The organism is Enterobacter sp. E12 (genome assembly GCF_014596715.2).
In the GTDB taxonomy this organism is placed as follows: Bacteria; Pseudomonadota; Gammaproteobacteria; order Enterobacterales; family Enterobacteriaceae; genus Enterobacter; species Enterobacter bugandensis.
On record NZ_CP115601.1, the window covers coordinates 139,848 to 161,853 of the forward strand.

Genomic DNA, 22,006 nt, shown 5'->3' on the forward strand with positions numbered 1-22,006 from the left:
CAGTTTTCATATGTAGTATGGCGGAAAGTTGAAACCTGAATGACGCTCATAATGTAAGGTTGAGTATATTATTATTCAGGATATATTTTGACACGCTTATAAACTTGCGTGGAGATATTATAAAAACCGATACTCCCCGGCTCTGAAATAATCAGTGTGCCTTTTAAATTTAAAAATAAATTAATTAGGCTGCGTGCTGTTTTATTAATGTAATGAGTTGACGTTGTTTAAGTGAGGAGACTATGTTTCTCAACTATTTCGCGCTGGGCGTGTTGATTTTTGTATTTCTGGTTCTTTTTTACGGAATCATCGCCATCCATGACATCCCCTATAATATGGCTAAAAAGCGTAATCATCCCCATGCCGATGCTATTCATACGGCAGGCTGGATCAGCCTGTTTACGCTCCATGCCATCTGGCCGTTCCTGTGGATTTGGGCCACGCTGTACCGCGAAGATCGCGGCTGGGGCATGCAGAACCACATTACTAAGCCTGATGAGGTTCCGGGGATGGATGCGCTGGCCAAACGCGTGGCCGAGTTAGAACACAAGCTGGCAGCGGTTCAGCCCTCTGATGATAAAAACACGCTGGAGCGCTAATCATGGATCTGTTGATTATTCTGACCTATGTGGCATTTGCCTGGGCAATCTTTAAAATATTCCGTATTCCGGTAAATCAGTGGACGCTTGCTACCGCGACGTTAGGCGGAGTGTTTATTGTTGCCGGACTCATTCTGCTAATGAACTATAACCATCCGTATACCTTTACGGCGCAAAAAGCGGTAATTTCCATTCCGATTACGCCGCAGGTCACGGGGGTGGTTACTGAAGTGACCGATAAAAATAACCAGCTCATTAAAAAAGGCGAAGTGTTATTTAAACTGGATCCGGGCCGCTATCAGGCGCGCGTCGACAGACTGAAGGCGGACCTGGTGACAGCGACGCACAATATCGACACTCTGAAAGCGCAGCTTTCGGAAGCGGTTGCCAATACGACACGCGTCTCCGCTGAGCGCGATCGACTATATAAAGATTATCAGCGCTACCTCAAAGGCAGCCAGGCGAAGGTGAATCCGTTCTCTGAAAGCGATATTGATAACGCGCGGCAGAACTATCTGGCGCAGGATGCCATGGTGAAAGGCTCCGTTGCTGAGCAGACGCAGATTCAAAGCCAGCTGGACAGCATGGTGAACGGCGAGCAGTCGCAGATTGCCTCGTTACGCGCCCAGCTTGCTGAAGCAAAATACAACCTCGATCAGACCGTGGTGCGCGCGCCGAGCAATGGCTATATCACCCAGGTGCTGATTCGTCCGGGAACCTATGCCGCCGCGCTGCCGCTGCGCCCGGTGATGGTCTTCATTCCTGAACAGAAGCGCCAGATTGTGGCCCAGTTCCGTCAGAACTCGCTGCTGCGTCTGAAGCCGGGCGATGAAGCGGAAGTGGTATTTAACGCGCTGCCGGGCCAGGTGTTCACCGGTAAGCTCACCAGCGTTCTGCCTGTGGTGCCGGGCGGGTCGTATCAGGCGCAGGGTGCCTTGCAGGCACTGACCGTTGCGCCGGGTACGGATGGGGTACAGGCGCTGATTGAACTGGAGCCTAACGCCGACGTCGATGCTTTGCCGGACGGTATTTATGCCCAGGTGGCGGTCTATTCGGATCATTTCGCCCACGTCTCGGTGATGCGTAAAGTGCTGCTGCGTATGACCAGCTGGATGCACTACCTCTATCTCGATCACTAATCCTTCCGGGGCGGGAATGCGACACGCATATCTGCCCTTTTTTCATCGCTTGATCCATACTGACTTTTTCCCGGCATCAAGGATCAGGCAATGAAACTCATCGGTAGCTACACCAGTCCCTTCGTGCGAAAAATCTCGATTCTCCTGCTGGAGAAAGGGATTGAATTTGAATTCGTTAATGAACAGCCCTACAACGCCAAAAACGGCGTCGCGCAGTATAACCCGCTGGGGAAAGTTCCGGCGCTGGTGACGGACGAGGGCGAATACTGGTTCGATTCCCCCATTATTGCGGAGTATATCGAGCTGCTGGGCATTGCCCCGGCAATGCTGCCGTCTGACCCTAAAGCGGCGCTGGCGGTGAAGCAAATTGAAGCCCTGGCCGACGGCATTATGGATGCAGCACTCACCTCCGTTCGCGAGCAGGCAAGGCCCGCCGCCCAGCAGTCAGAAAGCGAGCTGCTGCGCCAGCGGGAAAAAATCAGCCGCAGTCTGGATATGTGTGAAAAGCTTATCCGGGAGGGCAAGATCCACACCGACAGCCTGGACCTGGCAACCATCGCCATCGCCTGCGCCATCGGCTATCTCAACTTCCGCCGGGTGTCCCCTGGCTGGTGCGTTGACCGTCCGCTGCTGGTGAAACTCGCAGAAACGCTCTTTAGCCGCGAGAGCTTTGCCCGCACCGAACCGCCAAAGGCTTGACGCGGGTTATAACACTTCGGCGTCGGAGGCGGTACAATCCCTCCACATGTTAACTCCCTCTCCCGTCGGGAGGGGGGAAGATATTTACTCGCCAGGCGCTTTCATGACTACTCATCATTCGCTGTACAGCCAGATCCCCGCGACCGACCGACTTCTTCGCGAGCCCCGCATTCACGCTGCCGTTGAGCGCTTCGGCCATACCGCGACGGTGGAGATGTTACGTCTGCTTCAGGATGAAGCCCGAGGCCATATCCAGGCCGAAAACGCCTTGCCCGACTGGTGTGCTGCGTGGGAGCAGGAAGTTGAGTATCGGCTGGGTGAGAAGGCGCAAAGCGCGTTACGCCCGGTGGTCAACCTGACGGGGACCGTGTTGCACACCAACCTGGGACGCGCCCAGCAGGCGGAAGAGGCGGTGGCTGCGGTCGTGCAGGCCATGCGCTCGCCGGTGACGCTGGAGTACGATCTGGACGGCGCCGGGCGCGGGCATCGCGATCGCGCGCTGGCGGATCTGCTCTGCCAGCTAACCGGTGCGGAAGATGCCTGCATTGTGAATAACAACGCGGCGGCGGTGCTGCTGATGCTGGCGGCGACCGCGAGCGGCAGAGAGGTGGTGGTGTCCCGCGGCGAGCTGGTGGAGATTGGCGGGGCGTTTCGCATCCCGGACGTGATGCGCCAGGCGGGCTGCACGCTGCATGAAGTGGGTACGACTAACCGTACCCATGCGAAAGATTATCGCGCGGCGGTGAATGAAAACACCGCCCTGCTGATGAAGGTCCACACCAGCAATTATCATATTGAAGGCTTCACCAAAACGGTTGAAGAGGCCGAGCTGGCGGCGATTGGGCGCGAGCTGAATATTCCGGTGATTGCCGATCTCGGCAGCGGTTCGCTGGTGGATCTCAGCCAGTACGGGCTGCCTGAAGAGCCGATGCCGCAACAGATGATTGCCGCGGGCGTGAGCCTGGTCAGCTTTTCCGGCGACAAACTACTGGGCGGGCCGCAGGCCGGAATTATCGTCGGCAAGCGCGAGCTGATTGCGCAGCTGCAGCTGCACCCGCTCAAACGCGCCCTGCGCGCCGATAAAATGACGCTTGCCGCGCTGGAGGCGACGCTGCGGCTCTATCTCCATCCGGAAAAACTGGCTGACCGCCTGCCCACGCTGCGTCTGTTAAGCCGGGATGCCGCCTCGATTCGCGCTCAGGCCGAACTGCTGCTGCCGCGCGTTGCCCCGCACTACCCCGATTTTGACGTTCGCATTGAGCCCTGCCAGTCGCAAATTGGCAGCGGTTCGCTGCCGGTGGACAGGCTGCCGAGTCAAGCGCTCACTTTCACCCCGCGTGACGGGCGCGGTAGCCGCCTTGAGGCTCTGTCGTTGCGCTGGCGTGGCCTGCCGACGCCGGTTATCGGACGGATTTACGACGGCCGCATGTGGCTGGATCTGCGCTGCCTTGAAGATGAAGAGCGATTTCTGGAGATGTTGTTGAAATGATTATTGCCACCGCCGGTCACGTCGACCACGGAAAAACCACGTTACTGCAGGCAATTACCGGCATAAACGCCGATCGTCTGCCGGAAGAGAAAAAGCGCGGCATGACCATCGATCTTGGCTATGCCTACTGGCCCCAGCCCGATGGCCGCGTGCTGGGCTTTATTGATGTTCCGGGGCATGAAAAATTTCTTTCCAACATGCTGGCGGGCGTGGGGGGCATCGATCATGCCCTGCTTGTGGTGGCCTGCGATGACGGCGTGATGGCGCAAACCCGTGAGCATCTGGCGATCCTCCAGCTGACAGGCAACCCGCAGCTGACCGTGGCGCTGACGAAAGCCGATCGCGTTGACGACGCGCGCGTCAGCGAGGTGCGCGAAGCGGTGCAGGCGACCTTACGGGAATATGGTTTTGCCGATGCACCGCTTTTTGTCACCGTAGCGACAGAAGGGCGCGGTATCGGCGAACTTCGCTACCATTTGCAGCAGCTTTCGTCGCGAGACCACGCCAGCCATCACCGCTTCCGTCTGGCGATTGACCGGGCGTTTACCGTCAAAGGCGCGGGGCTGGTGGTCACCGGTACGGCGTTAAGCGGTGAAGTGAAGGTGGGCGATAGCCTCTGGCTGACGGGCGTTAATAAACCGATGCGCGTGCGCGGCTTACATGCGCAAAATCAGCCTGCGGAGCACGCCCACGCCGGGCAGCGGATCGCGCTCAACATTGCCGGGGATGCGGAAAAAGAGCAGCTTAACCGCGGCGACTGGCTGCTGGCCGACGCCCCGCCCGAGCCGTCTGAACGCGTCATCGTCTCCCTGCAGACAAACGTCCCGCTGACTCAATGGCAGCCGCTGCATATTCACCACGCGGCCAGCCATATCACCGGGCGCGTGTCCCTGCTGGAAAACGATCTTGCCGAACTGGTTTTTGATTCGCCGCTCTGGCTGGCGGATGACGACCGTCTGGTACTGCGGGACATTTCCGCACGGGAAACGCTGGCCGGGGCGCGGGTGGTGACGCTGAACCCGCCGCGACGCGGCAAGCGTAAGCCTGAATACCTGCAATGGCTGGCTGCGCTTGCGCAGGCTCAGGATGATAACGCCGCGCTGCGGGTGCATCTTGAGCGCGGGGCCGTGAGCCTGAGTGATTTTGCATGGGCACGCCAGCTGAGCGGCGAAGGGTTGCATCAGCTGACCCAACAGCCGGGCTTTATTCAGGCCGGCAACAGCCTGCTCGATGCGCCAGTTGCGGCAAACTGGCAGCGTAAGATCCTGAACACGCTCGCCACTTACCATGAACAGCATCAGGATGAACCCGGTCCTGGTCGTGAGCGCTTGCGACGCATGGCGCTGCCGATGGAAGACGATGCGCTGGTGCTGCTGCTGATTGAAAACATGCGCGAAAGCGGGGTGATTAAAAGCCATCACGGCTGGCTGCACCTGCCGGATCACAAAGCCGGGTTCACCGCAGAGCAGGAGGCAATCTGGCAAAAAGTGGCCTCGCTGTTTGGCGATGAACCCTGGTGGGTTCGCGATCTGGCGCGTGAAACGAATACCGACGAGCAGATGATGCGCCAGGTATTGCGCCATGCGGCGCAGCAGGGGCTGATAGTCGCGATCGTGAAAGATCGTTATTACCGTAACGATCGCATTGTGGCGTTTGCTAACCTGATCCGCGAACTGGATCAGGCGCGCGGCTCCACCTGCGCAGCCGATTTCCGCGACCGGCTGAACGTTGGCCGCAAGCTGGCGATCCAGATCCTGGAATATTTCAACCGCATCGGTTTTACGCGTCGCCGGGGTAATGACCATCTGCTTCGCGACGCGCAGCTGTTCCCCTGAGCGCTACGTGCGGCGGGAGAGTTTTTGTTTTGCCAGCCATACCGCGCCCAGCCTCCCCGCCTGGTTACCCAGCTCGCAGGGCAGAATGGGCACCTTGAGCGCCTCCCACTCTTCGAATCGCTGCAGGTTCTTATCGAGCAGGAGATAGATTTTCTCCTGCTCGCTTACCCCGCCGCCAATCAGCACTGCCTGTGGATCGAACATCGAGATTACGCTGTAAACGCCGCGCGAGAGGCAATGGGCCCACTCCTCAATGGCCTCACGCAGATGCACGTCGCTCTCCATGCGTTTAAACAGCTCCTCGCCGTCAGGCATCTCTTCTTCTGATACGGCCAGCGCGCGGCGGCAGGCTTTCATCAGGCCGCTGGCCGACGCCACGTCATGCATGGGTTCGCCGTTATTACCCACGGGCAGCACGCCAAATTCGCCGGCGCGGTAATGCGACCCGCGATAAAGATCGCCTTCCATTACAATCCCGCCACCGATGCCCGTGCCGATGGTGATGCAGACGAAATGCTCGTAGTCCTTACCCGCGCCCTGCCAGCGCTCGCCCAGCGCCGCACAGTTGGCGTCGTTTTCCACGGTGACGGGAAGGTCGGTCAGCCCGGCGAAGAGTTCGCACAGGTTTTCACCATCGAGATAATCGAGCGCGCCCGCTTTTGCCGCTTCGCCGCTGTGGTGGTTAATATGGCCGGGAAAGCTCACGCCGATACCGACGATGTCGTGTTCGTCCTGATACGCTTCAACTACCGCTTTCCACTTCTTTTTGAAGGTGTTTTTATCCTCAGGAGTATCGTACTCGTCCGTCGTCAGCTCCTTGCCATTTTCATCAATCACGCCGTGTTTGATGTGGGTTCCGCCTACGTCAAAACCGATAAACAGCTGCATCGCATTGTTCCTCATGAGCCCTTGAGCTGTTAAGTATGGCTCAGTGGCAGGAACGAAACGTAAAGTACGGTAATCCGTGATACGGCTCGTAAACCCGTCACCCACTGGCGAGAAAACCGCCAGCCGGGACTACCCTTGTTGTACACCAACAGCAAGGAGACGGTCATGACAAACAATCCTCCCTCTTCGCGAATCCAGCCCGGCGAGTATGGTTTTCCCCTCAAGCTGAAGCCCCGTTATGACAATTTTATCGGCGGCGACTGGGTGGCCCCCGTCGACGGCGAATACTATTCCAACCTGACGCCCGTTACCGGCCAGCCGCTGTGCGAGATTGCCAGCTCCGGCAAGCGGGATATCGATCTGGCGCTGGATGCGGCACACAAAGCGAAAGATAAATGGGGCCATACCTCCGTTCAGGAGCGCGCGGCCATTTTGTTCAAAATCGCCGACCGGATGGAGCAGAACCTGGAGCTGCTGGCGACGGCGGAAACCTGGGATAACGGCAAGCCGATCCGGGAAACGATGGCGGCAGACGTGCCGCTGGCTATCGACCACTTCCGCTATTTTGCCTCCTGTATTCGCGCGCAGGAGGGCGGAATAAGCGAGGTAGATAGCGACACCGTGGCGTACCACTTCCACGAGCCGCTGGGGGTCGTCGGGCAAATTATTCCGTGGAACTTCCCGCTGCTGATGGCGAGCTGGAAAATGGCACCCGCGCTGGCCGCCGGGAACTGCATTGTGCTTAAACCGGCGCGTTTAACCCCGCTCTCTGTCCTGCTGCTGATGGAAATTGTTGCCGATCTTCTGCCGCCGGGGGTGATTAACGTGGTGAACGGCGCGGGCGGTGAGATAGGGGAATATCTGGCCACTTCAAAACGGATCGCTAAAGTGGCGTTTACCGGGTCGACGGAAGTGGGCCAGCAGATTATGCAGTACGCCACGCAAAACATTATTCCGGTGACCCTGGAGCTGGGCGGGAAGTCCCCGAACATCTTCTTCGCGGACGTGATGGAGGAAGAGGACGCTTTCTTCGACAAGGCGCTGGAAGGGTTTGCGCTGTTTGCCTTTAACCAGGGCGAAGTCTGCACCTGCCCAAGCCGCGCGCTGGTGCAGGAGTCCATCTACGAGCGCTTTATGGAGCGGGCCATTCGCCGCGTCGAGTCTATCCGCAGCGGTAACCCGCTCGATAACGTTACGCAGATGGGGGCGCAGGTCTCGCATGGCCAGCTGGAGACTATCCTCAACTACATCGATATCGGCAAGAAGGAAGGGGCGGATATCCTGACCGGCGGTCGCCGTAAGGTGCTCGGCGGAGATCTGCAGGAAGGGTATTACCTTGAGCCGACGATCCTGTTCGGGCAGAACAACATGCGCGTCTTCCAGGAGGAGATCTTCGGACCGGTGCTGGCGGTGACTACCTTCAAAACGATGGAGGAGGCGCTGGAGATTGCCAACGACACGCCGTATGGCCTGGGGGCGGGAGTCTGGAGCCGTAACGGTAATCTGGCCTATAAAATGGGCAGGGGTATACAGGCGGGACGCGTATGGACCAACTGCTACCACGCCTATCCGGCTCACGCGGCATTTGGCGGGTATAAGCAGTCGGGCATCGGGCGTGAAACGCACAAGATGATGCTGGAGCATTACCAGCAGACGAAATGTCTGCTTGTCAGTTACTCCGATAAACCGCTGGGGCTATTCTAACCACCCAGTTCAGGCCGTCCATGGACGGCCTGAGCAATTTGCTGGCGCAGGCAGTTGAGGACACCATCCAGAACATATTGTACGCGCCAGGGCTGATATTCGCGCTTGCGGAAGATGGCGGTCAGATCGAGCCACCACTCTTCCTGATGCGGGAAACAGGGGACCAGCGTGCCTTGCGTTAATTCTTTCTTCAGGCTTTCTTTCGGCGCGAACACAATGCCAAGATTATTTCTTGCCAGCTCCAGGGCCGTCTGGGTATTGTCGCAAATATAGTTTCCGGTTACCCGATAATCATGCACATCATCACTGCCATGCATGCGAAAACGCCAGATGTTGGCGTCATCGACCAGCATGGAGTCGATCAGAATACAGGAGTGATTAATTAAATCTTCAGGTCCGGTTAAAGGATGTTTATTTAAATATTCCTGGGTTGCGAATGCAGTGACGGAATATTTTGTTAATACGCTGGCGACCAGACTTTCATCTTTTGGCTGAGCATAGGTAATTAAAATATCACAGTCATCCGGGAAGGACACACCTTCTGAATATTCGTTGCGGTCCAGGTTGTAGGTTTTCAGGGAAATACGAATGTCCCCGATGTCCTTTATCTGGTGGATCACGTGGCGCGCGAGATAGGTCACAATGCCCGTTGGGGCGTAAATTGTGACTTTTCCACGCTTTTCATGCTTATAATCGGCAATGAAATTAATGAGTTGTGTGTTTTTGTCCAGCGTGGCGTCGACATAAGGGAGTAATGCTTCACCGAACTGCGTCAGAGCGAGCTGGCGGGTCGTGCGCTCAAAAACCTTAAGCCCAACCCGCGTTTCAAAATCCGAGAGATATTTACTGACGTTGGCCTGCGCCATGCCCAGCAGGGCGGCGGCATCACCAATGCTGTGGGTGGCTGCGATGACGGAGATTATTTTTAACTCGCGTGGCTTTAGCTGTAATTTATTCATCATGCGCACCCATCTATATGGTTTTATATATAATATTATATAAACTGCAGCGTTGCACCGGCAAATTTGTAACCATTATTATTCGTCCCGCTTATTTGGCGTATAAATGGATTACTTCACATGACTATTAAATACAATTTACTGATTGCTGCCACGTTATTTGCAACCTCTTCTGCAATGGCCGGTGATTTTTCACTTGGCGCGGGGGCCGTATTTAATGAGTCTTCTTATAAAGGCTATAACGAAAATACCACCGCGGTGCCGTTAATTAGCTATGAGGGCGATCGTTTCTATGTTCGCCAGACCACGGGCGGATGGATCCTGTGGAAAGACGCAAAAAATGAACTCAGCCTGACCGCATCCTGGATGCCGCTGCATTTTGATCCGGATGATAACGACGACCACCAGATGAAGCAGCTTGATGAGCGTAAAGCCTCTGCGTTCCTCGGCGGTGCGTACTACCGCCACGAAAGCTGGGGTTCTCTGAAAGTGGCGGTCTCAGGCGATGCCACGGATGAAAGCGGCGGCGTGGTGGGCGAGATATCCTACTTCCGTCCAATCAGGATGGAGCGTTTGACCCTGACGCCTTCTGTCGGTGTTTTTTACAGCGACGAGAGCTATAACGACTACTACTACGGCGTATCCGGCAGCGAGTCACGCCGCTCAGGGCTGGATCAATACACCGCCGGCGACAGCTGGACGCCCTACGTTGGTCTGGCAGCTAAATATCAGTTAACCCAGAAGCTGTACCTCAACGCCAGCGCGGTCTACACCGTGTTGCCTGATGACGTGAAGAACAGCCCGATGATCGACCGCGATGATAGCTTCGCGCTAATGACCGGCCTGACCTGGCGCTTCTGATGCGGTAAAGCCGGGCGACGGCGTTGCCTTGCCCGGCCTACGATCTTGCCTGCATTTTTATCTGCAATACAACATATTCCTTTTTCATTTTTCGATGCTTCTTCCTGTTCCGCCAAAACACGGCTGCACTGATGTTCCTTATGCGCTAATGTGATTCGACCCGATAGTAATGGTGTGTATCATGTGTATAATCATGGAAGGACTGGGATGTGAAAAGTGCGGATGTCATTACCGTTCTGATCGGCCACGGCTGGAAATGTGTCAGAACGAAAGGAAGCCATCATCAGTTTCGCCATCCCGAACAGAAAGGGCTGGTTACTGTCCCACATCCTAAGAAGGATATTAAACCGGGCACGCTCGCGCAGATATGGCGGCAGGCGGGAATTAAACACTGATATCAGGAGTAGTTATGTTTTATCCGGCTTACATTCATTCTGACACCGACGGTAGCGCCAGCGGCTTTTTTCCTGACGTTCCAGGCTGTTTTTTTGCAGGTGATTCCCTGGACGACGCTTTTCAGGATGCACGTGAGGCGCTCACCGCGCACTTCGAAGCGCTGTTTAAAATGGATGAAGCATTGCCTCTTCCGGGGAATGTCGAAGTGCACCTTGAAAATCACCCTGACGACTTCACGGGCGGGCAATGGTTGCTGGTGGATATTAATATGAAGCAGTTTGACGGCAGAGCCGAGCGTATCAACATCACGATGCCTCGACGTTTGTTGGTAAAGATTGATTCCTTTGTTAGCGAGCATCCTCAGTTCGGTAATCGAAGCGCATTTCTGGCTGAGGCAGCACGTCGCGTGCTGCCATAGCGTTCAACCTCTCCCGTGGGTGAGGGCAACAGACCGCCGCTATTCAGCCTTCATCCACCCATACCCGCATTTCCCCTTCTCCCCGGTTAGCCCAGCTAAACCACGGAATAAAGGTCAACGTACGGGGCTGGCGCAGTACCGGCGAGCGGTCGTACTGCCACAGCGCATCCGTTTCCTTCATGTGACACCCAATCCCTTCTGTCTGTATCAGCATCTTATGCGCGAAAATGCCTTTGCCTTCATACACCCGGAACTCGCTATCTCGGGGCAGGGAGAGGTTATGCAGGTTGGCGCCGTTATCAGCTTCTTCCAGGCAGTAAACCAGCGGCCCGCGCTGTAGCGCGACTTTACCCGCCTGCTGGCGCACCTGGGGGTTACCGTACACGCGGCGGACCGGCATCGGTAGCGTCAGGGTCAGGGTGTCGCCTTCCTGCCAGCGGCGGTTGAGGTAGAGGTATCCGCGTGACGCTTCACCGGTCATGGCTTCGCCATTCAGCGAAACGGCAGGCTCCGCGCACCAGTCCGGCAGCCTGAGTGCCAGCGTGTGGGTGACCGGAACCGGCGAGGTGATTTCGATCTTCACCTGCTCCTGCCACGGATAGTTACCGCTAATGCGCAGCTGTAGGGTGTTATCGCCCACCGGAATGGCGACGTCGTTCCCCACGTACAGGTTTATCAGCAGCGCATCCGGGCGAACGGTATAAATGTAGTGCCCCAGCGAGGTCAGCACGCGGGCGATATTCGGCGGGCAGCAGGCGCAGCCGAACCAGCGCTGACGCACCGGCTTCACGTGGTCATAGATATGGTTAAAGGCCAGCGTTTTCGGATGCACTTCCAGTGGATTGACATAAAAGAAATGCTTACCGTCCAGCGCCATCCCGCCCAGCACCGTGTTGTACAGCGCGCGCTCCATCACGTCGGCGTAGTGGCCGTCTGCCTCCATCTCCAGCATCCGGCGGGCGAACATCATCAGGCCGATTGAGGCGCAGCTTTCGGCGTACACCGTATCGTTGGGCAGATCGTAATCGCTGCTGAACGCCTCGCCGCTGCTCTGCGAGCCAATCCCGCCGGTAATGTACAGCTGGCGCTGCGCCATGTTGTTCCACAGCCGCAGACAGTCCCGGCGTTTCCCCTCGTCGTTGCTCAGGCGCGCCAGATGCGCCATGCCCGCCATCAGGTAGACGAAACGCACGGCGTGGCCGATGGCCGTTTGCTGCTCGGCAAGCGGCTGATGCGCCTGGCTGTAGGCTTTGTCCTTGACCATCCACGCCGGGCCATAGGTATTCCAGTAAGATGTTTTGCCGCGCTTCTCGTATTCGCTATCGTAGAAGTGAGGCTGCGCGCCGCGTTCTTCGATAAAGTATTTCACCAGATTGAGATAGCGTGGCTCCTGCGTGACGTCGTACAGCCTCATCAGCGCCAGCTCGATTTCCGGGTGACCAGGGTAACCGTGTAGCTGTGTTTCTCCCGGGCCAAACACGCTGTCGATATGGTCCGCCAGCCTGCACACCACGTCCAGCAGGCGACGTTTTCCGGTTCCCTGGAAATACGCCACGCCCGCTTCAATCATATGCCCGGCGCAGTACAGCTCGTGGCATTCGGCCAGATTCGTCCAGCGTTCCTCGGGGGCTTTTACCGTGAAGTAGGTGTTGAGGTAGCCATCTTCACACTGCGCCGCCGCGACCAGCTCAATCACCTCGTCGGCGGTTTTTTCCAGTGCTGCATCCGGCTTCTGGCACAGCGACCACGCCACGGCTTCGAGCCATTTCGCCACGTCGCTGTCCTGAAATACCATCCCGTAAAACTCCCCCTGTTCCAGCCCGGCCGCGATGCGGAAGTTGGCGATGGCGTGGCTGGGTTCGGCCTCCGCCACGCGGTCGTTAAGCGCATCCCACTGGTAAGGGATCACCACGTCACGGACCAGCCGTTGATATTGCCCGAGAAACGGATCGTTGATTTTCAGCTGGTGCAGGTCGGGTTCCATTATGGACATAGCGTTCTCCTCAGGACGGTACGTGACGCTGGCGCAGGTCGGTGGAAATGCGCGACATCATTGGGTTATTAAGCCTGCACCAGCGGATAGCGACCGCCAGCAGCAGGTGGAAAAGGGCAGGCAGCAGCGTCTCCATGGCGGTGATGCCCTGCAGTGAGGCTGGCGTCTGGTTGCCCGCGCCTGGCTGATAGGCCACGGCAATAAACACCAGGCTGATAATCCCGGCGCTGGACGCCCACGCAAGCTTGATGAAAAACAGGTTGAAGGCGAAGTTCATGCCCGACGAACGCACGCCGGTTTTCCACTCGCCGTAGTCATCGGCAAAGGCCATTAGCGAGAAGTGCAGCGGCAGGGTGAAGCCCAGGATCACGCCGTTGCTTAAAATGACGATCAGCCATAGCGTCTGGTGCGCCGGACCACCCGGCAGAAACCACATGCCCACCGCAAGCGCAGCGAGCACCAGGTTGGTGTAGTAGTAGAGTTTGACGGTATCAATACGGCGCGACAGCGGGCTGACGATCACCGCGCCCAGAATAGCGGCAAAGGTCACCATGGTGAAAAACAGCGAGGTGTACGCCGTGCTGCCCTGAAGCACGTAGGTGATAAAGTACATATATCCACCGCCGCGAATGTTGAAGACGTTGATCAGCAGAAACGACATCAACAACATCAGCAGCAGCTGATCGTTTTTACGCAGGCCCGCCAGGTGCTCGCGCAGGGTGAATTTACCCATCAGCGCCAGCGGAACGCGTTCGCGAACCCAGAAGAAGCAGCACAAGAACATCACCACGGCGATAGCGCACAGCACGCCAACGCCCAGTTGATAACCCTTCGCGGTATCGCCCTGACCCAGCTCCGCTACCAGCCACGGCAGGCCAACGGAGACCAGAAAGCCCGCCACGCCGCACAGCACAAAGCGCCAGGACTGGCAGGCGATCACCTCGTTGTGGCGGGTGGTCATGGTGTTAATCAGCGCGCAGTAGGGCACGTTGATGGCGGTATAGCCCACGGATAACAACAAATAGGTGCCGAACGCCCAGGCGATTTTCACGCCCATGCTGGCTTCCGGAACGGTGAAGGTCATTACGCCGATAATGCCTATCGGGACGGCGACCCACAGCTGCCAGGGACGAAATCGGCCCCAGCGGCTCTGCGTGCGGTCAGCAATGACGCCCATCACCGGATCGGAAATGGCGTCAAACACGCGAAGGGCAATAAACAGCGTGCCCACCAGCGCAGGGGTGAGGCCAAATACATCGGTATAGAAAAAGGTCAGAAAGTTCATGATGAGGCAGGTAATCACCGTGCCGCCCGCATCGCCCAGGCCGTAGCCCATTTTCTCGCGGACGGACAGCCGGTCATCGACTTTCTGTTTTGCAGCGTCTGCGTCTGTAATCGGTGTGGAAGTCATGAAGTAACTCCTCGGAGATCGAATTTACTATCGTATTTATGCTGGGTACCTCTTTATTCTGCATCGAACGGGAAGGCCAACAAGGGAAGGGAAAAGTATAAAAAGGTGACGATTCCGACCTGATGATAAAAATGTGATTCCGATCGGACAGATATTTTAATATTGATTAATAATCAACGGGTAAGTCGAATATTAACGACAATAAAAGCGGAATGGTGAATATCCATGCTCGAATTATCCATAGCGCTTCCGGTTAAGGTTCAAAACGGCGGGCTATTTATCTCCCGCGGAGTGGGCCGGCACCCTGCGCGAAAATTAACATCGTGGGAGATTATTTTTGTCGAAAAAGGGACTTTAACGATCCAGGAAGAAAATCATGTTTTTGATGTCAATGCGGGAGAGAGTTTGTTGCTCTGGCCGCAGCGTCGGCATGTGGGCGTGGAGCATTTCCCGGCGGACCTGCGCTTTTACTGGCTGCATTTTGAGGTGGAGCCGCAAGATCCAACGTTACCCAACGCTGCTCCTCTGGCAATAGAACAACACTGCCGCGTAAGGGATGCGGAATATGTGATTGCGCTCTTTCGTCAATTCCTCAGCGAGCAGGAGAAATTACGGCGTAGCCTGGCGCTGGAGATGATTTTATTATTGATTTTACAGCAGGTGTCGAACTCTTCAGGATATGAAGACAGCGCAGATCAGGCCGGCGCGGCGATGGCATGGAAGGCAAAACAGCTTATTCGCACGCAGTTTCATTTACCGATATCCACCTCGCAGCTGGCAAAAGCGTTGCACTGTAATGCAGATTATCTCGGGCGCGTCTTTCGCCGGACTTTCCATTTAACCCTGACGGAGGCGATACATCGCCAGCGCGTCAGGGCGGCGGAAAAACTCCTGCTCAACGACGCTGCGTCATTAACCGAGGTCGCAGCGCGCTGCGGCTTTAACGACGTGGGATATTTCCGGCAGATATTCTCGAAGCATACCGGGTTAACCCCCGCCGTCTGGAAACGGCGGTACTGTAAGGAGCATATTAATTCCGGTTGATTACTGCCCGTAATAGGCGTTCGCCCCGTGCTTGCGCAGATAATGCTTGTCCAGCAGCGCCTGCTGCATAGCCGGTAACTGTGGTGCGAGCTGGCGTGAGAACAGGCCCATATAGGCGCACTCTTCCAGCACGACGGCATTGTGGACCGCATCGGCAGCGTCTTTGCCCCAGGCGAACGGGCCGTGGGAGTGAACCAGTACCGCCGGGACCTGCATTGGGCTGAGATCGCGCTCCTCGAAGGTTTTAATGATCACTTCGCCCGTCTGGTATTCGTATTCCCCGGCAATTTCTGCCGTGGTCATCAGCCGCGTGCAGGGGATCGCTCCGTAGAAATAGTCTGCGTGCGTCGTGCCCCAGGCGGGTAAATCCTGTCCCGCCTGCGACCAGATGGTGGCGTGGCGGGAATGGGTATGTACGATGCCGCCAATCTCCGGATAACGGCGATACAGTGCCAGATGGGTTGGTGTGTCAGAGGAGGGTTTTTTACTGCCTTCGACCACCAGGCCGGTGGCAATGTTCACCACCACCATATCCTCTGCCGTCATCACGTCGTACTCCACGCCGGACGGCTTGATGACCATCATGCCGCTTTCGCGATCTATTGCGCTGACGTTGCCCCAGGTAAAGGTCACCAGCTGGTGGGCTGGCAGCGCCAGGTTTGCCGCCAGTACCTCGGTTTTGAGTTGTTCTAACATGTCATGCCTCCTTCCTGCATACGGGCTTCAATCCAGCGGCGTGCCTGGATAATCTCCAGCACCGGCTCTTTGGCTTTTTCGGTCCACATTTCAATCAGAAACGCGCCGCGATAGTTCAGCTTATTCAACGTGTTAAACACGCCGACAAAATCGACGCAGCCATCGCCAAACGATACATCGCGGAACTGTCCGGGGCTTTGCGCGGTAACGGGTTGGGTATCTTTCAGGTGAATAGCCGCAATGCGGTCAATGCCCAGCGTCAGTTCGGCGGTAACGTCGTTACCCCACGCGCTCAGGTTGCCAACGTCCGGGTAAACGCTGAACCACGGCGAGGCGAGCATGCTGTCCCACTTTTTCCACTTGCTGATGGAATTCATAAATGCGGTATCCATGATCTCGACCGCCAGCATCACCTGTGCGGCGGCGGCCTGCTCGACGGCCCATGCCAGTCCTTCGGCAAAACGTTGTTGAGTACCTTCATCGTGCTCTTCGTAATAGACGTCATAACCCGCAAGCTGAATGGTGCGAATACCTAAGTCGCGTGCCAGCCTGATGGCTTTGGTCATGATCTCACGGGCGCGCTGGCGCACCGTTTCGTCGCGGCTGCCGAACGGGAAGCGACGGTGGGCAGACAAGCACATAGAAGGGATAGACACCCCGGTTTCCAGCATCGCTTCAACCAGAGAGGCGCGCTGCGTGGTACTCCACTCAAGGCGCGATAAACGCTCGTCGGTTTCATCAACCGACATCTCAACGAAATCGAATCCGCAGCTCTTCGCCAGGACCAGGCGTTCCGGCCAGGAGAGATCTTTCGGCAGCGCTTTTTCATAAATACCTAACGGATGCTGACGCATGGTTACGCTCCCCAGATATCGCGGATTTGCGAATGGAATGCCTGTGCCACCTGTGGCGGATTATCCGCGCCCGCCAGCGCGCGCCCGGCGATAAACGCTTTGACGTTGATTTGCTTAAACAGGGGGAGATCGGCAGGCGTGATGCCGCCGGTAATCGAAAGCTGTAAACCGATATCTGAGAGGGCTTTCATTCTGGCGAGATCCGCCTCGCCCCACTGCTGACCGCTGGCCTGCGCGTCTCTTCCCCGGTGGTATATCGCCTGTTTTACGCCGATACGTTGCCATGCGCGCGCGTCGTCCAGCGTCCAGTTACCAAAGAGCTCTATCTGGATTTCTCCCCCGCAGCGCAGTGCCACCTCGTGGCCTCGCTCAACGGTGGCCAGCGGAGCGGCGCAGATAATGGTCATCCAGTTCGCGCCCGCGCCAAACGCCTGTTCTGCCAGCGTCTCCCCGGCATCGGCCACTTTCCAGTCCGCCACGATAATTTTCTCCGGGCACTGTTTGCGCAGCGCGCGGACGGCGCTTAGTCCTTCGGTCAGACATAAAAGGGTACCGGCTTCGACGATATCGACGTGATCCACAAGCAGGGCAACATCGCGCTGCGCGGCCTGAAGTGAGGTGTGATCGAGCGCCAGCTGCAGTAATGGTCGGCTCATAGGTCGTGCTCCTTAACCTGGGCGTGATAGCCCTGTAATGCTGAAATCAGTAACTGATAGCGGTGATATTTGCGTTGATAGGCCGCATGGGCGTCCATGTCGGGTTCAATCACCCGGATGTCATGTTTAAGGGCGCGTTGCGCCGTGTGGAAATCTGGATAGATGCCTGTACCGACCAGTGCGGCCAGTGCGGCACCGGAACAGCCAGTCTCTTCTACCTGGGGTAATTGAATTGTCAGACCGCTGACGTCCGCAAGCATCTGCATCCACACGTCCGAATGGGCCGGGCCACCCGTGACGCGCAGTGCCTTCACCTCGGTAAAGCGCTCAAGCATGCGGTTAAGATGGGTCATGTGGCTGAATACCACGCCTTCGTAAACCGCCTGCAGCAGGTGCGCGCGGGCGTGTAGCGCCTGCATGCCGTAGAAACCGCTGGTCATCTCCAGACCCGCGTTGCTGCCGTAGAGGAAGGGCAGGAAAATCAGATCGCTTCCGGCTTTTGGCAGACCGGCGACGGCATGGTTGATTTCATCGAATGACATATCGCCCCACTGCGCGGTGAGCCACTCAAGATTGCCGGAGGAAGTCGGGCTGGCTTCGTGAACGATGTACTGTTGCGGATGAACGTAGCGGCCATAGACGTAGGGGAACGGCTCGCTGTCGCGGATGCCATGCGCAATCCCGCTGGTGACGGCCCAGGTGCCCATTACGGCATTCAACGTGTGTTCGTCGTGTAGCCCGGCGCAGATCGCGGTGGAAACCACGTCAAACAGTCCACCAACGACGGGCGTACCCGCCGCGAGACCGGTCAGGGCGGCTGCCTGAGCGGTGATTTCCCCGCAAATTTCTGCTGAACCGACAATCGGCGGCAGGGCGCCGTCAATTTCGCTGATACCGAGCCAGCGTGTGAGCTGTGGATCGTACTGGCCGGTATTCATATTGTAGAGATTGGACTCCGAAATGTTGCTCTCTTCGCAGGCTTTGGTGCCGGTGAGGCACCAGCGAAGATAATCGTGCGCCATCATCACGCAGCCAATTTTCTCGAAGCGCTGAGGCTCATTCTCTTTTACCCAGCGCAGAAGCGAGGCCGGATGCCCGGTCCACAGCGTCTGGCGCGTATGCGGATAGAGTTTTTCTGGAATGCCGTCCTGCTGCCAGCGTTGCACAATCTCCAGCGCCCGCCGGTCAGAAGAGAGCATGGCGTTGCCCAGGGGCCGATCCTGCTTATCGAGTAGAAACAGTCCTTTGCCCTGAGCAGAAATGCCGACGCCTTTGATCTGCTCTCCGTCTACGCCTGAACGTTTGAGCAGCGTGGCGACTGTAGCGTGGCAGTGCTGCCAGAGCTGGTGCATATCCCGCTCCGCATAGCCTGCGCGTGGGCTGAGCGTGGCCACTGAGCGACGTTCGATACACATTTCCTTTCCCTGGCGGTTGTATAACCCGGCTTTCAGATAAGTACCGCCACAATCGATACCCAGCCAGAAGGGCTCTTTTTCACTCATCTTCATCTCACTTATTCGCCGGGTGGCGCTTCGCTTACCCGGCCTACGGTTCGGTTTAGTGGGTTGGGTGAGGGCATCAGGCCGCACGTTTATGCGGATTCACCGTGGGATTGGGTTCTGCTCCGGCATCACATTTCGCTGGTAACAGCAGGGCCAGCAGCGCAGCCAGTGCCAGAGAAATCGCCAGGCAGTAAACTCCCGCGTCTTTGCTGTACAGCGTTATCAGTACGCCTACCGCATAAGGGCCGCAGAATCCGCCGAGGTTACCAAGCGCATTGATCACACCGCGCGCACCGCCTGCCATTTCGGCGCTAAACAGACGTGCAGGAATCGTCCAGAACACCCCAGCGGCGGACTGCAGGAAGAATCCACAGCCGACCAACGCGGCATAGGCCAGCCAGGTGTTTGCCTTCAGCGCCACGGAGAGGAACATGCAAAGTGCGAAGCCAATCAGCGGCAGGGAGACAAACAGCTTGCGCTTGCCGGTGCGGTCAGAAAGCGTAGAGAACAGGAACATCCCCGCAATGGCACCGATGTAAGGCAGAATGGCGAGCACCCCGACCTGGCCGATGCTGGTGTGCGTCAGCTCTTTCAGGATGGTGGGCAGCCAAAGGGTATAACCGTAAATCCCGGTCTGGTAGAAGAAGTTCAGGGCGATTAATTGCCACATGGTTTTATCGGAAAGCACGGCGCTCAATGAGGCATTTTTCACCTCTTTTCCGGCGATGGCCTGCTGTTCAGCGGCCAGCGTTTGCACCAGATAGTTTTTCTCGGCCTCTGAGATCCAGCGGGCTTCCTGCGGACGGTCGTAAACGGTGAACGCCCACAGCACCAGCACCACTATGGACATCAAACCTTCAATGATAAAAAGCCAGCGCCAGTCGAGCGCGGTGATAATCCAGCCAGAAAGTGGCGCGGTGATGATCCCGGCAATCGGCACGAACATGATCACAATCGCGTTGGCGCGGCCACGTTCGGCATCCGGGAACCAGTTGCTTATCATCGTTAGCACAACGGGCAGCATCCCGCCTTCCGCCACGCCGAGTAAGAAGCGCAGCACCAGCAACTGATACTGGTTGGTGACAATACCGGTCAGGACTGAGATGACTGCCCAGGCGACCAGGGACCAACCGATAAACTTCTTGCCGCTACCATGAACAGCAATCTTGCCGCCCGGAACCTGCAGGAACAGATAGCCGATAAAGAAGATCCCGCCTGCCAGGCCTGCCATGGTGGCGGAAATACCCAGTTCTTCATCCATACCTCCGGGCATCGCAAAGGCGATATTTACGCGGTCCATGTAAGAAATAATGCAGGCGATAAGAATAGGTGGAATGATTCTTAGCCAGCGCTGGCGCGGAATATCCGCATGTAGAGCATTCGTTGAAATATTCATAGTTAATGTCTCTGTGAATGTAATCGGAATATGTTTTTATTTTTATTGTGTCGCTTTATTCATAGCGCTAATGCCGTCACGCAAAATGGCGATGCGATGGCTGACATCAGCATTAGCATTTATTTCCAGTAATTTAATACCGGAGAATTTCAATGTTGCGGCGCTCGCCGCAGTAAAGAGTGATGTAGCCTGTTCAGTCGTCATTAAACTGTCGGCACAGAACGAAGAAAACGGCGCGTGCAGATCCTGCCACTCGCCATATTCGCCGCGTGTGGTGGTGCCAGAGAACATCAGCGCGCCCAATTTTCCGGCTTTACATGCGGCCTGAACGTGTTCAAGCGGAACGGTGGAATTACGGCCTTCAATGGCCGACCGTGCCCAGTTGATGCAGACGCTGATGTCGGTTCCGTTTACCACCTTCAGCACCTGTTCTAAGGGTAAAAACCCTTTACGCGGTGCAGGTCCGGTCATGGCATCGCAGTGTTCCAGCACCAGATCGCAGGACCAGTTCCAGCTCACAATTTCGCGGATTGAGCGGGAGAATGCCTCGGTGGCCTGTTCGACGGATGCATTCCCGGCCTGCGGCGCCGCCTGCATCTCCAGGGCTATGACTTTTCCCGGAAAACGCACATTTACAGCGTCAATTTTCTGGTGCAGATGCCGGTAAAATTCAACGCATGCTTTACGTTGTTCTTCGTCTGCTGATGCCAGACCAAATGCGCCGTTCGTGCCACGACGGCGCATGGTTTCCATCACCGCCGTGACCACGATTTGCCACTCGTCCGGCGTATGACGGAACAGCCACTCGTCACCGAAAGGATGAAGGTTTTCCAGGCAAGGTTGTTCCAGCCCGCGTATGTACGGTGTGTCGGAAAGTTCCCGCCAGAAGGATTGTTCTTCTTGTTCCCCTTTCTGGTGAAACGAGGGTGCGCAGGGGTACGCACCAATAATAAAACCGGTGTTGGTCATTTCGCGTTCCTGTATTCGTCAGAAAATTACAATAATTCGCTGATTGCCACTTTCACCACAATTTTACGAATTACCGTTTCCTTGTTTTTAATACAGGCAGGACGATGAACATCCTGCGGGAAAAATATGGCATAACTGCCAGGTACCATTTCTATAAACGACTCATTTTCGCTGTCGTGATAAAAAATAATATCTCGCTGTTCCAGTAATGATTCGCTTATTTTGTTATTGCCGGTATCAATAGCGATACCGATTTTCTCTTCACCCCAGGCCAGAAACTGAATATCCAGATAGCGGCGGTGCACTTCAGGACGGTTTTCGTGTTGATCCTTTGTGGTGAGGTCGAGCACCTGGGCAAAAATAGTGCGGCCTTCAATTTCCACCACGCCTGGCTCCAGGGTAGTGAAATCCGTGGTGCGCAGAAAATGAAGCGCTTTTTCAATCGCCAGCGGCAGGCGACACGGATTGGGCTGCGAAATATGTCCGAATATCATCATC

General features: G+C 56.5%; 21 protein-coding genes. 10 read left to right on the forward strand and 11 right to left on the reverse strand.

Translation table 11 applies throughout. The features are described 5' to 3' along the window. Positions 1 to 242: 242 nt before the first annotated feature. The 5 genes from IB212_RS00715 to selB all read left to right on the forward strand — a co-directional run bounded on the left by IB212_RS00715 (position 243) and on the right by selB (position 5,761). Positions 243 to 599 (forward strand): DUF3302 domain-containing protein, encoded by a 357-nt coding sequence (locus tag IB212_RS00715; RefSeq protein WP_028015048.1) that lies wholly within the window; start codon positions 243 to 245, stop codon positions 597 to 599. Positions 600 to 601: 2 nt separating this feature from the next. Beyond that, the gene (locus IB212_RS00720) at positions 602 to 1,738 is read left to right on the forward strand and encodes an HlyD family secretion protein (protein ID WP_028015049.1); all 1,137 of its coding nucleotides are present in this window, start codon (positions 602 to 604) and stop codon (positions 1,736 to 1,738) included. A gap of 90 nt (positions 1,739 to 1,828) precedes the next feature. Further along, on the forward strand, positions 1,829 to 2,437 hold the full coding sequence (locus tag IB212_RS00725) for a glutathione S-transferase (protein ID WP_041911643.1): 609 nt from the start codon (positions 1,829 to 1,831) through the stop codon (positions 2,435 to 2,437). Between the two features lie 103 nt (positions 2,438 to 2,540). Beyond that, positions 2,541 to 3,926, forward strand: a complete 1,386-nt coding sequence (gene selA, locus IB212_RS00730) for an L-seryl-tRNA(Sec) selenium transferase (protein ID WP_041911642.1) — start codon at positions 2,541 to 2,543, stop codon at positions 3,924 to 3,926. Continuing rightward, positions 3,923 to 5,761 carry a selenocysteine-specific translation elongation factor gene (selB, locus tag IB212_RS00735; protein ID WP_041911641.1) on the forward strand — a complete coding sequence of 613 codons (1,839 nt, stop codon included), beginning with the start codon at positions 3,923 to 3,925 and terminating at the stop codon, positions 5,759 to 5,761. Before selA ends, selB begins: the two co-directional genes overlap by 4 nt. Before the next feature lie 3 nt (positions 5,762 to 5,764). On the opposite strand, the gene IB212_RS00740 is transcribed toward selB, so the two are convergent. Then, entirely contained in the window at positions 5,765 to 6,649 is an 885-nt protein-coding gene (locus tag IB212_RS00740; protein ID WP_041911640.1) for an ROK family protein, read from the reverse strand. Positions 6,650 to 6,814: 165 nt separating this feature from the next. On the opposite strand from IB212_RS00740, the gene aldB reads away from it, so the two are divergent. After that, positions 6,815 to 8,353 (forward strand): aldehyde dehydrogenase AldB, encoded by a 1,539-nt coding sequence (gene aldB / locus IB212_RS00745; protein WP_041911639.1) that lies wholly within the window; start codon positions 6,815 to 6,817, stop codon positions 8,351 to 8,353. Here aldB and IB212_RS00750 read toward each other — a convergent pair. Beyond that, a complete protein-coding gene (locus IB212_RS00750) occupies positions 8,350 to 9,315 on the reverse strand; it encodes a LysR family transcriptional regulator (RefSeq protein WP_188245827.1) in 966 nt (321 codons plus the stop codon). The genes aldB and IB212_RS00750 overlap by 4 nt on opposite strands. Positions 9,316 to 9,432: 117 nt before the next feature. On the opposite strand from IB212_RS00750, the gene IB212_RS00755 reads away from it, so the two are divergent. The 3 genes from IB212_RS00755 to IB212_RS00765 all read left to right on the forward strand — a co-directional run bounded on the left by IB212_RS00755 (position 9,433) and on the right by IB212_RS00765 (position 10,987). After that, the gene (locus IB212_RS00755) at positions 9,433 to 10,173 is read left to right on the forward strand and encodes a MipA/OmpV family protein (RefSeq protein ID WP_188245826.1); all 741 of its coding nucleotides are present in this window, start codon (positions 9,433 to 9,435) and stop codon (positions 10,171 to 10,173) included. Positions 10,174 to 10,382: 209 nt separating this feature from the next. Beyond that, positions 10,383 to 10,568: a type II toxin-antitoxin system HicA family toxin gene (locus IB212_RS00760; protein ID WP_041911637.1), complete on the forward strand. Its 186-nt coding sequence runs from the start codon at positions 10,383 to 10,385 to the stop codon at positions 10,566 to 10,568. Positions 10,569 to 10,582: 14 nt separating this feature from the next. Next, entirely contained in the window at positions 10,583 to 10,987 is a 405-nt protein-coding gene (locus IB212_RS00765; protein ID WP_188245825.1) for a type II toxin-antitoxin system HicB family antitoxin, read from the forward strand. A 43-nt stretch (positions 10,988 to 11,030) separates the two neighbouring features. Here the strand turns inward: IB212_RS00765 and IB212_RS00770 are convergent, their stop codons facing one another. Both IB212_RS00770 and IB212_RS00775 read right to left on the reverse strand, forming a co-directional pair. Further along, positions 11,031 to 12,980, reverse strand: coding sequence for a glycoside hydrolase family 127 protein (locus IB212_RS00770; protein WP_188245824.1), 1,950 nt, complete (start codon positions 12,978 to 12,980; stop codon positions 11,031 to 11,033). Between the two features lie 10 nt (positions 12,981 to 12,990). Next, positions 12,991 to 14,391 (reverse strand): MFS transporter, encoded by a 1,401-nt coding sequence (locus tag IB212_RS00775; RefSeq protein ID WP_069733338.1) that lies wholly within the window; start codon positions 14,389 to 14,391, stop codon positions 12,991 to 12,993. Positions 14,392 to 14,616: 225 nt separating this feature from the next. Here IB212_RS00775 and IB212_RS00780 point away from each other — a divergent pair, with 225 nt between their 5' ends. Next, on the forward strand, positions 14,617 to 15,435 hold the full coding sequence (locus IB212_RS00780) for an AraC family transcriptional regulator (protein ID WP_188245823.1): 819 nt from the start codon (positions 14,617 to 14,619) through the stop codon (positions 15,433 to 15,435). Here the strand turns inward: IB212_RS00780 and araD are convergent, their stop codons facing one another. The 7 genes from araD to IB212_RS00815 all read right to left on the reverse strand — a co-directional run bounded on the left by araD (position 15,436) and on the right by IB212_RS00815 (position 22,002). Further along, positions 15,436 to 16,131: an L-ribulose-5-phosphate 4-epimerase gene (gene araD / locus IB212_RS00785; protein WP_041911632.1), complete on the reverse strand. Its 696-nt coding sequence runs from the start codon at positions 16,129 to 16,131 to the stop codon at positions 15,436 to 15,438. It lies immediately after the preceding gene. Further along, on the reverse strand, positions 16,125 to 16,985 hold the full coding sequence (locus IB212_RS00790; protein WP_060572011.1) for an L-ribulose-5-phosphate 3-epimerase: 861 nt from the start codon (positions 16,983 to 16,985) through the stop codon (positions 16,125 to 16,127). Before IB212_RS00790 ends, araD begins: the two co-directional genes overlap by 7 nt. Before the next feature lie 2 nt (positions 16,986 to 16,987). Next, complete coding sequence (gene ulaD, locus IB212_RS00795) at positions 16,988 to 17,641, reverse strand: 3-keto-L-gulonate-6-phosphate decarboxylase UlaD (RefSeq protein ID WP_063437280.1); 654 nt, start codon at positions 17,639 to 17,641, stop codon at positions 16,988 to 16,990. Next, on the reverse strand, positions 17,638 to 19,143 hold the full coding sequence (locus IB212_RS00800) for an FGGY-family carbohydrate kinase (protein ID WP_188245822.1): 1,506 nt from the start codon (positions 19,141 to 19,143) through the stop codon (positions 17,638 to 17,640). The genes ulaD and IB212_RS00800 overlap by 4 nt, the downstream gene beginning before the upstream one ends. 76 nt (positions 19,144 to 19,219) lie before the next feature. Continuing rightward, positions 19,220 to 20,539 (reverse strand): MFS transporter, encoded by a 1,320-nt coding sequence (locus IB212_RS00805; RefSeq protein WP_041911629.1) that lies wholly within the window; start codon positions 20,537 to 20,539, stop codon positions 19,220 to 19,222. 42 nt (positions 20,540 to 20,581) lie between these two features. After that, positions 20,582 to 21,508, reverse strand: coding sequence for a DUF4862 family protein (locus IB212_RS00810; RefSeq protein ID WP_188245821.1), 927 nt, complete (start codon positions 21,506 to 21,508; stop codon positions 20,582 to 20,584). Positions 21,509 to 21,534: 26 nt separating this feature from the next. Then, positions 21,535 to 22,002, reverse strand: a complete 468-nt coding sequence (locus IB212_RS00815; protein WP_041911627.1) for a YhcH/YjgK/YiaL family protein — start codon at positions 22,000 to 22,002, stop codon at positions 21,535 to 21,537. Positions 22,003 to 22,006 lie beyond the last annotated feature (4 nt).

Excerpts from the sequence above, each read along its gene's own strand:
- IB212_RS00715 (WP_028015048.1), top strand. The coding sequence starts at position 243 with ATGTTTCTCAACTATTTCGCGCTGGGCGTGTTGATTTTTGTATTTCTG.
- IB212_RS00720 (WP_028015049.1), top strand. The coding sequence starts at position 602 with ATGGATCTGTTGATTATTCTGACCTATGTGGCATTTGCCTGGGCAATC.
- IB212_RS00725 (WP_041911643.1), top strand. The coding sequence starts at position 1,829 with ATGAAACTCATCGGTAGCTACACCAGTCCCTTCGTGCGAAAAATCTCG.
- selA (WP_041911642.1), top strand. The coding sequence starts at position 2,541 with ATGACTACTCATCATTCGCTGTACAGCCAGATCCCCGCGACCGACCGA.
- selB (WP_041911641.1), top strand. The coding sequence starts at position 3,923 with ATGATTATTGCCACCGCCGGTCACGTCGACCACGGAAAAACCACGTTA.
- IB212_RS00740 (WP_041911640.1), bottom strand. The coding sequence starts at position 6,649 with ATGCAGCTGTTTATCGGTTTTGACGTAGGCGGAACCCACATCAAACAC.
- aldB (WP_041911639.1), top strand. The coding sequence starts at position 6,815 with ATGACAAACAATCCTCCCTCTTCGCGAATCCAGCCCGGCGAGTATGGT.
- IB212_RS00750 (WP_188245827.1), bottom strand. The coding sequence starts at position 9,315 with ATGATGAATAAATTACAGCTAAAGCCACGCGAGTTAAAAATAATCTCC.
- IB212_RS00755 (WP_188245826.1), top strand. The coding sequence starts at position 9,433 with ATGACTATTAAATACAATTTACTGATTGCTGCCACGTTATTTGCAACC.
- IB212_RS00765 (WP_188245825.1), top strand. The coding sequence starts at position 10,583 with ATGTTTTATCCGGCTTACATTCATTCTGACACCGACGGTAGCGCCAGC.
- IB212_RS00770 (WP_188245824.1), bottom strand. The coding sequence starts at position 12,980 with ATGTCCATAATGGAACCCGACCTGCACCAGCTGAAAATCAACGATCCG.
- IB212_RS00775 (WP_069733338.1), bottom strand. The coding sequence starts at position 14,391 with ATGACTTCCACACCGATTACAGACGCAGACGCTGCAAAACAGAAAGTC.
- IB212_RS00780 (WP_188245823.1), top strand. The coding sequence starts at position 14,617 with ATGCTCGAATTATCCATAGCGCTTCCGGTTAAGGTTCAAAACGGCGGG.
- araD (WP_041911632.1), bottom strand. The coding sequence starts at position 16,131 with ATGTTAGAACAACTCAAAACCGAGGTACTGGCGGCAAACCTGGCGCTG.
- IB212_RS00790 (WP_060572011.1), bottom strand. The coding sequence starts at position 16,985 with ATGCGTCAGCATCCGTTAGGTATTTATGAAAAAGCGCTGCCGAAAGAT.
- ulaD (WP_063437280.1), bottom strand. The coding sequence starts at position 17,641 with ATGAGCCGACCATTACTGCAGCTGGCGCTCGATCACACCTCACTTCAG.
- IB212_RS00800 (WP_188245822.1), bottom strand. The coding sequence starts at position 19,143 with ATGAGTGAAAAAGAGCCCTTCTGGCTGGGTATCGATTGTGGCGGTACT.
- IB212_RS00805 (WP_041911629.1), bottom strand. The coding sequence starts at position 20,539 with ATGAATATTTCAACGAATGCTCTACATGCGGATATTCCGCGCCAGCGC.
- IB212_RS00810 (WP_188245821.1), bottom strand. The coding sequence starts at position 21,508 with ATGACCAACACCGGTTTTATTATTGGTGCGTACCCCTGCGCACCCTCG.
- IB212_RS00815 (WP_041911627.1), bottom strand. The coding sequence starts at position 22,002 with ATGATATTCGGACATATTTCGCAGCCCAATCCGTGTCGCCTGCCGCTG.